Annotated in this window: 10 protein-coding genes; 5 read left to right on the forward strand and 5 right to left on the reverse strand. The window is 68.7% G+C overall.

The window, feature by feature from the left end; translation table 11 throughout:
- Positions 1-21: 21 nt before the first annotated feature.
- Positions 22-2,706: a pyruvate dehydrogenase (acetyl-transferring), homodimeric type gene (aceE, locus tag APZ15_RS29220; RefSeq protein WP_027789420.1), complete on the reverse strand. Its 2,685-nt coding sequence runs from the start codon at positions 2,704-2,706 to the stop codon at positions 22-24.
- 172 nt (positions 2,707-2,878) lie between these two features.
- Between aceE and APZ15_RS29225 the strand changes: the two genes are divergently transcribed.
- On the forward strand, positions 2,879-3,334 hold the full coding sequence (locus APZ15_RS29225; protein ID WP_027789419.1) for a MarR family winged helix-turn-helix transcriptional regulator: 456 nt from the start codon (positions 2,879-2,881) through the stop codon (positions 3,332-3,334).
- 18 nt (positions 3,335-3,352) lie between these two features.
- Here the strand turns inward: APZ15_RS29225 and APZ15_RS29230 are convergent, their stop codons facing one another.
- Complete coding sequence (locus tag APZ15_RS29230) at positions 3,353-4,444, reverse strand: transketolase-like TK C-terminal-containing protein (RefSeq protein WP_034195961.1); 1,092 nt, start codon at positions 4,442-4,444, stop codon at positions 3,353-3,355.
- A gap of 131 nt (positions 4,445-4,575) precedes the next feature.
- Here APZ15_RS29230 and APZ15_RS29235 point away from each other — a divergent pair, with 131 nt between their 5' ends.
- Positions 4,576-5,223 carry a glutathione S-transferase family protein gene (locus tag APZ15_RS29235; protein WP_027789417.1) on the forward strand — a complete coding sequence of 216 codons (648 nt, stop codon included), beginning with the start codon at positions 4,576-4,578 and terminating at the stop codon, positions 5,221-5,223.
- A gap of 202 nt (positions 5,224-5,425) precedes the next feature.
- Entirely contained in the window at positions 5,426-6,943 is a 1,518-nt protein-coding gene (locus APZ15_RS29240; protein WP_027789416.1) for a purine-cytosine permease family protein, read from the forward strand.
- A gap of 175 nt (positions 6,944-7,118) precedes the next feature.
- Here APZ15_RS29240 and APZ15_RS29245 read toward each other — a convergent pair whose 3' ends face one another.
- Together APZ15_RS29245 and APZ15_RS29250 are read right to left on the reverse strand one after the other, a co-directional pair.
- Complete coding sequence (locus APZ15_RS29245; protein WP_027789415.1) at positions 7,119-7,874, reverse strand: glucose 1-dehydrogenase; 756 nt, start codon at positions 7,872-7,874, stop codon at positions 7,119-7,121.
- 41 nt (positions 7,875-7,915) lie between these two features.
- Positions 7,916-8,452: a VOC family protein gene (locus APZ15_RS29250; protein WP_027789414.1), complete on the reverse strand. Its 537-nt coding sequence runs from the start codon at positions 8,450-8,452 to the stop codon at positions 7,916-7,918.
- A 334-nt stretch (positions 8,453-8,786) separates the two neighbouring features.
- Here APZ15_RS29250 and APZ15_RS29255 point away from each other — a divergent pair, with 334 nt between their 5' ends.
- Both APZ15_RS29255 and APZ15_RS29260 read left to right on the forward strand, forming a co-directional pair.
- The gene (locus tag APZ15_RS29255) at positions 8,787-10,037 is read left to right on the forward strand and encodes an MFS transporter (protein ID WP_027789413.1); all 1,251 of its coding nucleotides are present in this window, start codon (positions 8,787-8,789) and stop codon (positions 10,035-10,037) included.
- A gap of 173 nt (positions 10,038-10,210) precedes the next feature.
- Positions 10,211-10,822 carry a cysteine hydrolase family protein gene (locus tag APZ15_RS29260; RefSeq protein ID WP_027789412.1) on the forward strand — a complete coding sequence of 204 codons (612 nt, stop codon included), beginning with the start codon at positions 10,211-10,213 and terminating at the stop codon, positions 10,820-10,822.
- A gap of 19 nt (positions 10,823-10,841) precedes the next feature.
- Here the strand turns inward: APZ15_RS29260 and APZ15_RS29265 are convergent, their stop codons facing one another.
- Positions 10,842-12,467 (reverse strand): amidohydrolase, encoded by a 1,626-nt coding sequence (locus APZ15_RS29265; protein ID WP_027789411.1) that lies wholly within the window; start codon positions 12,465-12,467, stop codon positions 10,842-10,844.
- Positions 12,468-12,863: the final 396 nt, after the last annotated feature.

Below are 12,863 nucleotides of genomic sequence, written 5' to 3' on the forward strand. Positions count from 1 at the left end.
TGCCTGCCGCGCGCCGCGTGACTACACGCTGGCCGGATCGATCTTGTCGATGTCGATGCCGTAGCGCCGGATGGCTTCGCCGACGCGCGCACGCGGGATCGCGCCGTCGTCGGCGAGCGCCTTCAGCGCCGCGACCACGATGAAGTGCCGGTCGACCTCGAAGAACGTGCGCAGCGCGTCGCGCGTATCCGAGCGGCCGAAGCCGTCGGTGCCGAGCGACACGAAGCGCCGGCCGTCGACGAACGCACGGATCTGGTCGCCGACGATCTTCATGTAATCGGTCGCGACGACCACCGGCCCCGTGCGGCCGTCGAGGCATTGCTGCACGTACGGCACGCGCGGCGCCTCGTCGGGATGCAGCAGGTTCCAGCGTTCGGCGGCCAGCCCGTCGCGGCGCAGCTCGTTCAGGCTCGTCGCGCTCCACACGTCGCTCGACACGCCGAAGTCCTGCGCGAGCAGGTCGCTCGCGGCGATCACTTCCCGCAGGATCGCGCCGCTGCCCATCAACTGCACGTGCGGCACGTCGGCCGCGTGCGACGTGCCTTCGCGCAGCAGGTAGAGGCCCTTGAGAATGCCGGTCTCCGCGCCGTCGGGCAGCGCCGGATGCGGGTAGTTCTCGTTGAGCAGCGTGATGTAGTAGTAGACGTCCTCCTGTTCCGCGAACATCCGCCGCAGGCCGTCGCGCACGATCACCGCGAGTTCGTACGCGTAGGTCGGGTCGTACGACACGCAGTTCGGAATCACCGACGACAGCACGTGGCTGTGCCCGTCGTCGTGCTGCAGCCCTTCGCCCATCAGCGTCGTGCGGCCCGACGTCGCGCCGAGTAGGAAGCCGCGCGTACGCGCGTCGCCGGCCGCCCACGCGAGATCGCCGACCCGCTGCAGCCCGAACATCGAATAGAAGATGTAGAACGGGATCGCCGGCAGGCCGTGGTTGCTGTAGGCGGTACCGGCCGCGATCCACGACGCGATCGCGCCCGATTCGTTGATCCCTTCCTGCAGGATCTGCCCGTCCTTCGCTTCCCGGTAGTAGCTGAGCTGGCCCGCGTCCTGCGGCGTGTAGAGCTGGCCGAGATGCGAGTGGATGCCGATCTGGCGGAACAGCCCCTCCATCCCGAACGTGCGGGATTCGTCCGGCACGATCGGGACGACCAGCTTGCCGAGCGCCGGGTCCTTCAGCAGCGTGCCGAGGATGCGCACGAACGCCATCGTCGTGGACAGCGCGCGTTCGCCGCTGTCCCTGAGCTGCGCGTCGAAGGCGGCGAGCGGCGGCACCGGCAGCGGCGCCACGTCGCTGAAGCGGGCGGGCACGTGGCCGCCGAGCGCGGCGCGGCGTTCCGCGAAGTAGCGTGCCTCGGCGCTGCCGGGTTCGGGTTTCAGGTAAGGCAGGTCGTCGAGTTGCGCGTCGCTGACCGGCAGCGCGAAGCGGTCGCGGAACGCGCGTACGGCATCCGCGCTCATCTTCTTCAACTGGTGGTTCACGTTCTGGCCTTCGCCGGCTTCGCCCATTCCGTAGCCCTTGACCGTCTTCGCGAGGACGACGGTCGGCCGCCCGTCCGCATGCATCGCCTGCGTATAGGCCGCATGCACCTTTTCCGGATCGTGGCCGCCGCGCGCGAGTTTCCAGATGTCGTCGTCGGACAGGTCGGCGACGAGCTCGAGCAGTTCGGGATACTTGCCGAAGAAATGCTCGCGCACGTACGCGCCGCTCTGCGACTTGAAGGTCTGGTAGTCGCCGTCGACGCATTCCATCATGCGCTGACGCAGCAGGCCCGTTGTGTCGCGTTCGAGCAGGCGATCCCAGCCGCCGCCCCAGATCACCTTCACGACGTTCCAGCCCGCCGCGCGGAACGTGCCTTCGAGTTCCTGGATGACCTTGCCGTTGCCGCGCACCGGGCCGTCGAGACGCTGCAGGTTGCAGTTGACGACGAAGATCAGGTTGTCGAGCCGTTCGCGCCCGGCGAGCGAGATCGCGGCGAGCGATTCGGGCTGGTCCATTTCGCCGTCGCCGAGAAATGCCCAGACCTTGCGGCCCTGGTGCGCTTTCAGCCCGCGATATTCGAGGTAGCGCATGAAGCGCGCCTGATACGCGGCCGTGAGCGGCCCGAGCCCCATCGACACGGTGGGGAATTGCCAGAAATCCGGCATCAGCCGCGGATGCGGATACGACGACAGCCCGTCGCGTCCCGCTTCGCGGCCGGTCTCGCGGCGGAAGTTGTCGAGTTGCGCGTCCGTGATGCGGCCTTCCAGGTACGCGCGGCCATAGATGCCGGGCGCCGAATGGCCCTGGATGTAGACCATGTCGCCGTCGAAAGTATCGGTGCGGCCGCGGAAGAAGTGATCGAAACCGACGTCGTACAGCACAGCGGCCGACTGGTAGGTCGCGATGTGCCCGCCGACGTTCGAATGCCGGCCGGCGCGCAGCACCATCACCATCGCGTTCCAGCGGATCATCGCGTTCAGGCGCCGTTCGAGCGCGAGATCGCCCGGATAGGCCGGCTGCCGTTCGCGCGGCACCGTGTTCACGTACGCGGTCGTCACGCGGCCGTGCAGGTCGCCGTGGCGCGCCGCGTCGAGGTCGGAAAGCCGGTCGATCAGGTAATGCGCGCGCGGGCGGCCCTCGAGCGCGATCACGGATTCGAGCGCATCGAGCCATTCGCGGGTTTCCTGCGGGTCGATGTCGGGTAGCGCGAGAGGTGCGGTCATGCAATGTCTCCAGAAGCATAAGGCTGCGCGGGGCGGCGGTCGTGGCGCCGCATCGCGCGACGGGACGCCCGTCGATCGGCGGGCAGGTAATTGCAATTGCAATCGTATGGGGCAATTGTTATCGAGGTAAAATTTAATTGCAACTGCAATTCAATGAGAGGAACGACCTGACATGAGCGCACCCGAACCCGATCTGTGGTTCTCGTTCGTCCGCGCGCACCGGACGATGATTCGCGAAATCGAGCGCCGCCTCGCGGCTGCCGGCCTGCCGGCGTATGCGTGGTACGACGCGTTGTGGGGGCTCGAGAGCGGGCCCGACGGCACGCGCCGGATGCACGAGCTGGCCGACGTGCTCGCGATCGAGCGTTACAACCTCACGCGGCTGGTCGACCGGCTCGAGCAGGAAGGGCTCGTCACGCGCGCCCGTTCGGCGGACGACGGCCGCGCCGCGTACGCGAGCATCACCGACAAGGGGCGCACGCTGCGCAAGAAAATGTGGAAGGTGTACCAGTCGACGGTCGCGGAACTCTTCCTCGATCAGTTCGGCGGCAAGGAGCAGGCGGCGATGGCCGCCGCGCTCGATCGTGCGACCGCCGCGGCGCGCGAGGCGGCAGCCGACGCGAAGTAGCGGCGGCCCGCCGGCGCGTCAGCCGCTCGCGTGGCGGCGCATCGCCTGCACGGCCCAGTCGGCAGGCACGCGGCCGTCGTCGGCCAGCAGGCGAAGCGCGACCGCGGCGATCCAGCGCGCATTCGGCGCGCGTGCGCCGGTGTCCGGGCCCGCCGAGTCCGCACCGAGCGCCGCGAAGCGGGCCGGGACGAACGCGCCGATCTGCGCGGCGACGTGCCGCGCATAGCCCGTCACGGCGAGCACCGGCGTGCGGCTGTCGCCGATGCACCGGCGCACATGCGCGACCTGCGGCTCGTCGTGCGGGTGCAGCAGGTTCCACCGGTCGGCCGCGTGACCGTCGCGGGCGAGCTGCGTGTAGCTCGGGCAGCTCCAGATCGTCGAATCGACGCGCCATTCGTCGCGCAGCAGATCGGCCGCCTCCTGCACCTGTGCAAGCGTGCTGCCCGCGCCGCACAGCCGGATCCGGGCGGCCGCGCCGGCCGCCGCCCGCCGGCCGGCCCGCACCATGCCGCTGAACGCATCGCGGGCCGCGGTGGCCGACAGCGGTTTCGCATCGGGCACGGGGTCGTCGTGGCTCGCGAGGTAGCAGAACCCCGGCTGGCCGGCGACATAAAGCGCCCGCAGCGCGTGGCGCAGGATCGCGATCGCCTCATGCCCCGAGGCCGGATCGTATGGCGTGCACGCGGGGTTCGCGGCCAGCCAGTGCGGGACGTCGGGCGTCACGCCTTTCGGCCAGGACGACGCGAGCGTTTCGGCATCGTTCACGAAGATCCCGCGGTCGACGGTTTCGATCGACGCCAGCCGCAGCCGGTCGGTCGCGCGGGCATGCAGCAGGTACAGCAGCGGCCGCTCGAACCGCTTGCGCGCATCGAGAAACCGCAGCGGCCAGGCGCTGATGCGGAGATGCGCCCCCGCGTCTGCCAACGGCGCACGCGTGTCGGCTCGCACGATCCAGACGTGTTCCGCTGTCGCCGCATCGCGTTCGAGGCAATCGGCGGCCGCGCGCATCGCGCCGAGCGGCGACACCGCACGGCCACGCGGCGCGAGCCGCTGCGTCAGCAGCCTTTCGAGGCAGGCCACCGCGGCGCGGCGGGTGTCGGGCGTCCGCATGGGCGGACCGGATCGCGCAGTCTGCATGTCCCTCCTTCCGGTATTGGCATGTCGCCGGGGCGTCGGTTCCGGCATAGGATTGCAATTGCAACGATTGTAGTTGCAACGATAACCGTAAGACAAGGACCGACATGACTTCGACGCATTCCCTCACGTTCTATACGGCCGACACGCCGAACGGGCACAAGATCGCGATCTACCTGGAGGAGGCCGGGCTCGCGCACGAGCGCGTGCACGTGGACCTGTCCGCCGGCGAGCAGCGCAGCCCGGCTTATCTCGCGATCAACCCGAACGGCAAGATCCCGGCCATCGTCGACCACGACACCGGGCTGACCGTGTTCGAATCCGGTGCGATCCTCGGCTATCTCGCCGCGAAGACGCGCTTTCTGCATCCGGAAACGCTGGCCGAGCGCACGGCGGTGCAGCAATGGCTGCACTTCCAGATCGGCGGGATCGGGCCGATGCTCGGCCAGCTCTGGTGGTTCCTGCATGCATCGAAGACGGTCAATGCGCAAGCGCTCGAGCGCTACCGGAACGAAGCGCGGCGTCTCTATGGCGTCGTGAACGGCCGATTGGCGGAATCGGCGTATCTCGCTTCGTCGCGGTACTCGATCGCCGACATCGCCGCGTTCCCGTGGCTGCGCACGGCGGCCGAGCTCGATCTCGACCTCGCCGGCTACCCGCACGTCGAGCGCTGGCTCGCCGGTATCGAGGCGCGGCAAGCCGTTCAGCGGGGCCTGATCGCATGCCGCGCACCGGCGGCAGAACGCGCGAACTGACGTCGCATCGCCCGCGCCGTACGGATGGCGCGGGCGCCGGCCGCCGGCCTGCCGGGAAACATTGTTCTCCTTCGTCGTAAACGTCTCGAATGCGTGATATTTGCGCCGTGCAATCCGGTTTAGAGTGGCCGCGAATCGATGACGATGTGTCGTATCGCCGCAGTCCCGGGCCGTACAGATGCACGAGAGGAGCTGGAGACAAATGAGTGAAGGCAGGATTACGCAGGTCGAATCGTTCGGTTTCGAGCGCATTCCCGATGCATCGCGCTATGCACGGCCGATCGATCTGTTCAGGTTGCTGTTCGGCGGTTGCAATACGTTTTCCACATCGGTGCTCGGCAGCTTTCCCGTGCTGGTCGGGCTGTCGTTCAAGGCGGGTGTCTGCGCGATCGTGCTCGGCGTGCTCGCCGGCACCTGCATCCTCGCGCCGATGAGCCTGTTCGGCCCGCGCAACGGCACGAGCGACCCCGTGTCGTCCGGCGCGCATTTCGGCATCCACGGCCGGATCGTCGGCTCGTTCCTCGCGCTGCTCACGTCGATCGCGTTCTTCTCGCTCGCGGTGTGGAGCTCGGGCGATGCGCTCGTCGGCGGCGCGCACAACATGGTCGGCGTGCCGGTCAACGGCTTCACGCTCGGTGCGGCGTACATGGTGTTCGCGGTGCTCGTGCTGATCGTCTGCATCTACGGCTTCCGCTTCATGCTGTGGGTCAACAAGATCGCCGTGTGGGCCGCGAGCGTGCTGTTCGTCGCGGGCCTGTTCGCGTTCGCCGGCCTGTTCGACATGAACTACGCGGGCACGGTGCAGCAGGGCAGCGCGGGCTTCTGGGCCGCGTTCGTCGGCGCGGTGCTGGTTGCGCTGAGCAACCCGGTGTCGTTCGCGTCGACGCTCGGCGACTGGGCCCGCTACATCCCGCAGCACACGCCGAAGCATCGCGTGATGGGCGCCGTGTTCGCCGCGCAGATCGCGACCTTCGTGCCGTTCTTCTTCGGCCTCGCGACCGCGACGATCATCGCGGCGAAGGCGCCCGCATTCATTGCGTCGAACGACTACGTCGGCGGCCTGCTCGCGATCTCGCCGCGCTGGTTCCTGCTGCCGATGTGCCTGATCGCGATCATCGGCGGGATGTCGACCGGCACGACCGCGCTGTACGGTACCGGCCTGGACGTGTCGAGCATGTTCCCGCGCCACCTGAATCGCGTGCGTGCGACGCTGCTGATCGGCACGATCGCGATCGCGTTCATCTTCGTCGGCCGCTTCTGGTTCAACCTCGTCGAAAGCGTCGCGACGTTCTCGACGCTGATCGATACCTTCAGTTGCCCGTGGATGGCGATCATGGTGATCGGCTACGTGACGCGGCGCGGCCACTATCTCGCCGACGACCTGCAGGTGTTCAACCGCGGGCTGCGCGGCGGCCATTACTGGTTCACGCACGGCTGGAACGTGCGCGCGATGGGTGCGTGGCTGCCGGCCGCGTTCGTCGGGCTGTCGTTCGTGAACCTGCCGGGCCAGTTCGTCGGGCCGCTCGGCAACCTCGCGGGCGGGCTCGACCTGAGCGTGCCGGTGTCGCTGGTGATGGGCGGGATGATGTATTTCGCTCTGCTGACGCTGTACCCGGAACCGGACGGCGTGTACGGCCCGCACGGGCGCCGCTTCGTGCGCGGCGGCACGCAGGCGGCGCGCGGCAACGGTGCGCCGGCGATCCAGCCGAAGGGATATTGAGCGGCGCGTGGTGCAGCGCTGTGCAAATGACGATGCCGCCGCGCGGGAGAGCCGCCGGCGGCACGTCGTTTCCGGGCGTGTGATCGCGACAGGAGGCGGCCGCAACTTCCACGTGTCGCCGCCGCAAACGAAAACGCCTGCCGGGCTGGCAGTCGCGCGCCAGCTTCGATGCGTGTCAGTGAAACGTGCTGCCCGCGAGCATCCCGCCGTCGACGATGAATTCCGACCCCGTGCAGTACGCGGATTCGTCGGACGCGAGGAACAGCACGAGGCTGGCGACTTCCTCGGGCTTGCCGATGCGCGCGATCGGCAGGCCGCTGTAGATCGACGACGGATCGAAATCGGCGAACTCGGGCGGGCGCGCCATCACGGTATCGATGCCTCCCGGGTGCACCGAGTTCACGCGAATGCCGTAGCGGCCGAATTCGAGTGCGGCGGCCTTCGTCATTCCGCGTACCGCGAACTTGCTGGACACGTACGCGCTGCCGCCCGCGACGCCCTCCATCCCGGCCGTCGACGACACGTTGACGATCGAGCCGCCACCGGCTTCCTTCAGCGCGGCCACGGCCGATTTCATGCCGAGCCAGCAGCCGACCTGGTTCACGTCGATCACCTTGCGATAGTCGTCGAGCGAACACGCTTCGATCGGCACGAGCTTCAGGATGGCCGCGTTGTTCACGAGGATGTCGAGCCGGCCGAAATGCGCGAGCGTTGCATCGACGGCAGCCTGCCAGCCGGCCTCGCTCGTCACGTCGAGATGCTGGAATCGGGCGGCGTCGCCGAGTTCGGCCGCGACGCGCCGGCCGGCGTCGTCCAGCACGTCGGCGATCACCACGCGTGCGCCTTCGGCGACGAACCGGCGCGCTTCCGCTTCGCCCTGGCCGCGGGCGGCACCCGTGATCAGCGCCACCTTGCCTTCGAGTCGTTTCATGCTGCTTGCTCCCGTGAGTGTGGGGGGATGCGCGGGGCCGCTCATGCGGAGGCGGCCGCCGCGTCGATGATGCGAACCGGATCGGTGCCGTCCCGGGTGTGTGATTCGGCGATCCCGCGCGCGATCATGTCGCGTATGCCGGCGCCTTCGATGAATTCGACGCGCAGGCCGGGGTCGTCGGGGTCGTCGAGATACGCGACGCGCGTGGCCGGGTTGCCCGCTTCGAACACGACGCGCAAGCCGCGTGCGGTGAACCGTGCGATCGCCGCATCGAGATCGTCGACGACCCACGCGACGTGATGCAGCCCGACGAGCGGTTGCCCGTGCACATCGCGGAACGGTGACGACGTGTCGTTCGTCACGTGAATCAGTTCGATCTGCAGATTGCCGCGATACGCGAGTCCGACGTCCATCGTGACCGACACCGGCTCGCCGAGATGATGGCCGTCGAGGCGTACGTTGCGGAATACGGTCCACGGGGCGATGTCGTGGCGTTCGCACCAGCGCGCGATGCTGCGGTCGAGATCGGCGACCACGTAGCCGATCTGGTCGATGGGGCCGAGGACTGGGTCGTTCATGGCGTCTCCGTGGCGGACGCCCGTGTGCGTGCCGCGCATTGAATGGCGGTCATGATCGCAACAAAGCGCGCGCGGCGTGCCATCCAAACGGATGATTGGGCGCGCTTCGTCCCGGCGTGACGGGTGGGCGCGGGTCGTCGCGACGATGCCGGTGCGTCAAGCGCCAGGTAGCGGCCGCTGCCAGCCGCTCCGCGCCAACGCCGGCGGCCCATCGGCGCGGGCGGCAGGCAGGGTGCCGGTTCTGCCGATGGTCAGCATCGCGGGCGGCGGCCTACCGCGGCCGCCGTCCGGTCGTTACGCTTGGGCGATCATCCACTCTGTCCGGAAGGTCGCCATGTCCCGGCTCGATTACAAGTTGCTCGGCCCCTGTCTGCTCGCGATCGCGCTCGACGCGATGGGATTCGGGCTCGTCTATCCGATGATGTCCGCGATCTTCAGCGATCCGCACGCGGGCATCCTGCCGGCCGACGCCGGCGCGCACGCGCGCAATTTCTACCTCGGTCTCGGCTACGGGATCTATCCGTTGTGCATGTTCTTCGGCTCGTCGCTGATGGGCGAACTGTCCGATCGCTACGGCCGCCGCAAGATCCTGCTGCTGTGCGTGACCGGCCTTGCGGCCGGCTACGCGATGATGGCGGCCGGTGCGTGGCATGCGAGCGTCGCGCTGCTGTTGATCGGCCGCGGGCTCACCGGGCTGATGGCCGGCTGCCAGGGCATCGCGCAGGCGGCGATCACCGACCTGAGCACGCCGGAAAACAAGGCGTACAACATGAGCATCATGTCGCTCGCGTTCAGCGCGGGCGTGATCGTCGGCCCGGTGCTCGGCGGCGTCACGTCCGACCGCACGATTTCGCCGCTGTTCGACTACGGCACGCCGTTCGTGCTCGTTGCCGGGTTGTCGCTGATCGGCGCGTTCTGGACCTGGGCGTCGTATCGCGACTCGGCCGTGCCGCGCGGCGACACGCGTATCGATCCGCTGCTGCCGCTGCGCATCATCGGAGAGGCCGCACGCCAGCGCAACGTCGCGTTCCTGTCGGTGGTGTTCTTCCTGATGCAGGTCGGCTACGGGCTCTACCTGCAGACCATCATGCTGCTGCTGCAGGCGAAGTTCGGCTACACGAGCGCGCGGCTCGGGCTGTTCAGCGGCGTGATCGGCCTTTGTTTCGTGTTCGGCCTGCTGTTCGTCGTGCGGCTGATGCTGCGCGTATGGCGTGTGGTCGACATCGCGAAGACGGGCCTCCTCGTCGCGGGCGTCGGCCAGGTCCTGTCCGCGCTGTTTCCGCACGAGCCGGTGCTGTGGGCGCTCGCGATGGTCGTCGGCTGCTTCGACATGGTCGCTTATACGACGATGTACACGGCGTTCTCCGACGCGGTCAGCGAGGACCGGCAAGGCTGGGCACTCGGCGTCGCGGGCTCGGTGATGGCCGTCGCGTGGGTCGTCACGGGGGCGCTCACGAACCTGCTGCCGGTGTTCGGCGAGATCGGCCTGCTGCTGATCGGCGGCGCGGGCTTCCTGCTCAGCTTCGCGATGATGGTCGCGTACGGCCGCACGCAGCCGGGTGCGCGAACGGCCGCGCTGTCGTAGGCGGCAGGCACGTTGGCCCGATCCTGTCGGACGTTGTCCCGCGCGCGGCTGTCGCGCACGGCCGCGCGGCCCGACACTGGCGCCTCGCGGCCGGGGAACGTCCGGGCCGCGTCCGGCGGCGCCGGCTGGCCCGGCGCGCCGTTCCTTCGATACGCCAACCGAGAGAGCGACCCATGCAACATCCGACCATCCGTACCCTGGCGGGCGCGACCGCGCCGACATCGATCGCCGCCGCCCGCACCGCGCTGCTGGTGATCGATTTCCAGAATGAATACTTCAGCGGCCGGCTGCCGATTCCCGAGGGACCGCGCGCGTTGGGCAATGCGCAGCGCGTGATCGCGTTCGCCGATCGCGCGGGCATTCCGGTGTTTCACGTCCAGCACGTCGATTCGCCCGACAGCCCGATCTTCGCGGACGGCAGCGACGGCTTCCGCTTTCATGCGAGCCTGCAGCCGGCGCCGCATCACGCGGTCGTGAAGAAAACCTCGGTGAGCGTGTTCCCGACGACGGACATCGATGCACGCCTGAAGGCGGCCGGTATCGACACGCTGATCGTCACGGGCCTGATGACGCACGCCTGCGTGGCCGGCGCGGCACGCGATGCGGTGCCGCTCGGCTACGCGGTGATCGTCGTCGACGACGCCTGCGCGACGCGCGACCTCGACATCGCGGAGGGCGGCACGGTATCGCACCGCGACCTCCATCGCGCGACGCTGGCTGCGCTGTCGGACACGTTCGGCGACGTGCTGACGACCGAGCAGGTGCTGGCGCTCGGCGTCGCCTGACGGCCGCCGGATTCGTGCTTCAGTCGGCCCAGCCCGGCGCGGCGTACACGACTTCGCCGCGGAAGCACGTCTCGATCGCGCGGGTTTGCGCGAACGTCTCGACGGGATGGGCGAACGGATTGCGATCGAGGATCGCGAAGCTCGCGTCCTTGCCCGCCTCGAGCGAACCCGTGCAGTCGTCGAAGCGCAGCGCATACGCGGTATTCACCGTATAGGCCTCGAGCATCGTGAGCAGGTCGAGGCGTTCGTGCGGATTCCACGGCGGGCTGTCGGGCTGGTCGATCAGCAGGTGCGTGACGCCTGTCTGGATGATCTGCATCGGGTCCATCGTGCTGACCGACCAGTCGGAGCCGGCCGCGAGCATCGCGCCGGCGTTGCGCAGGCTGCGGAACGGATAGTTGCGCGCGGTGCGTTCGGCGCCGAGCAGGTCGCGATAGAGCTGCTGCTGCTCTTCGCGCGCGGCCGTCCACAGCGTCTGCACGCTGGCGATCGCGCCGAGCCGGTTGAAGCGGCTCATGTCGGCCGGATCGACGAGCTGCAGGTGCGCGAGCTGCGCGCGGCGGTCGCGCATGCCGTTGCGGATCCGGACATATTCGAGCGCGTCGAGCGTCATGCGCACCGCGCGGTCGGCGAGCGTGTGGAAGTGCAGGTCGAAGCCGGCGGAATCGGCGAGCAGGCAGATCTCGTTCAGCGCGTCCTGGCTCCACAGCGCGAGGCCGCAGTCGTCGGTGCCGGCGTACGGCTCGAGCAGCGCGGCGGTTTTCGATTCGGGCACGCCGTCGACGAAGATCTTCACCGTATGCAGGCGCAGGTTGTCGCATTCGTACGCGCGACGCCAGGCGGCGAAGCGCTCGATCTGCTCGCGCGGATCGCGGCGCGGGTTCGCATAGAGGCCCGCGCTCATGTACACCTTCAGCGTGCCCGCGCGCTGCGCGTCGGCATACGCCTTGAGTTCGGCCTCCTCGACGCGTGCGTCGAACCAGCCGGTGATGCCGTAGCCGTGCGCCATCGCGTGCGCTTTCGCGAGCGACTTCGGGTAGCCGGCCGGGCTCAGTTGCGGAATGAGCGGGCAGACACGATAGAACGCCGCTTCGTGCACGACGCCGTTCGGTGCGCCGGACGCATCGCGTTCGTAAACGCCGCCGGCCGGGTCGGGCGTGTCGGCGTGGATGCCGGCCGCTTCGAGGCCCTTCGTGTTGAGGCAGCCGCTGTGCACGTCGAAGCCGACCACGAGCAGCGGCCGGTCGGGCACGATCCGGTCGAGCAGTTCGCGGGTCGGATACGCGCCGAATGCGGCCAGGTTGGCGCCGCCGAGATAGACCCACGGCTCGTTCGGCGTCGCATCGGCGCAGGCGCGGATGCGCTGCAGGATCGTGTCGGGATCGTTGATGCCGGACAGATCGAAGTCGCCGAGGATCTGGTGGCCTTCGAGCGGGTGCACGTGGCCGTCGATGAGGCCCGGCAGCATCAGCCTGCCGGCCAGGTCGACGGTGCGCGTCGCGGGGCCGATGAGTGGACGGATATCGTCGTCGCGGCCGACCGCGACGATCTTGCCGTCCCGGGTGGCGAGCGCCTGCGCGAAGCGGCGCTGCGCGTCGCCGGTGTAAAGCAGGCCGTTCAGGTAGGCGGTGTCGGCGTATTGCATGTGTCTCCTCCGGATGGGGGCTGTTCGACGGGCGCACGTGTCCGGCGGGCGGGCCGAGGGGCTCGTCCGGTCGCGTGAACCCGGTCGGGTTGAATGGGATTGGGAGGCGTCTATGTGACGGTGCTGCGCGGCAGGCGCCGCGATGCGTCGCGGTGAAGGCCGGCCGCGGCCGGGGCGTCATGCCGATCGCGCCGCCGGGCCTGAAGCGGCAGATCGATGGGCGACGCGCGCGCGGCCGTGCGGGCCGGCGTCCATCCGGTATTCGGCATTCGGTGTCTCCGTGGCATCCGACGCGTTCCCGTCGTCGGGTGAGTCAGATACTAGGAGCGGGGCGGCCGGCTGTCTGTCATCGTTTTTAGGACAACCTGCGACAAAGCCGGCGGGGGCGGCGGGTGT

This window comes from Burkholderia cepacia ATCC 25416 (genome assembly GCF_001411495.1).
GTDB classification, from domain to species: domain Bacteria; phylum Pseudomonadota; class Gammaproteobacteria; order Burkholderiales; family Burkholderiaceae; genus Burkholderia; species Burkholderia cepacia.

What these genes read in the sequence shown, in the direction of transcription:
- APZ15_RS29230 (WP_034195961.1), bottom strand. Translation starts at nt 4,444, where the DNA reads ATGCGGACGCCCGACACCCGCCGCGCCGCGGTGGCCTGCCTCGAAAGG.
- APZ15_RS29235 (WP_027789417.1), top strand. Translation starts at nt 4,576, where the DNA reads ATGACTTCGACGCATTCCCTCACGTTCTATACGGCCGACACGCCGAAC.
- APZ15_RS29255 (WP_027789413.1), top strand. Translation starts at nt 8,787, where the DNA reads ATGTCCCGGCTCGATTACAAGTTGCTCGGCCCCTGTCTGCTCGCGATC.
- APZ15_RS29250 (WP_027789414.1), bottom strand. Translation starts at nt 8,452, where the DNA reads ATGAACGACCCAGTCCTCGGCCCCATCGACCAGATCGGCTACGTGGTC.
- APZ15_RS29240 (WP_027789416.1), top strand. Translation starts at nt 5,426, where the DNA reads ATGAGTGAAGGCAGGATTACGCAGGTCGAATCGTTCGGTTTCGAGCGC.
- APZ15_RS29225 (WP_027789419.1), top strand. Translation starts at nt 2,879, where the DNA reads ATGAGCGCACCCGAACCCGATCTGTGGTTCTCGTTCGTCCGCGCGCAC.
- aceE (WP_027789420.1), bottom strand. Translation starts at nt 2,706, where the DNA reads ATGACCGCACCTCTCGCGCTACCCGACATCGACCCGCAGGAAACCCGC.
- APZ15_RS29245 (WP_027789415.1), bottom strand. Translation starts at nt 7,874, where the DNA reads ATGAAACGACTCGAAGGCAAGGTGGCGCTGATCACGGGTGCCGCCCGC.
- APZ15_RS29265 (WP_027789411.1), bottom strand. Translation starts at nt 12,467, where the DNA reads ATGCAATACGCCGACACCGCCTACCTGAACGGCCTGCTTTACACCGGC.
- APZ15_RS29260 (WP_027789412.1), top strand. Translation starts at nt 10,211, where the DNA reads ATGCAACATCCGACCATCCGTACCCTGGCGGGCGCGACCGCGCCGACA.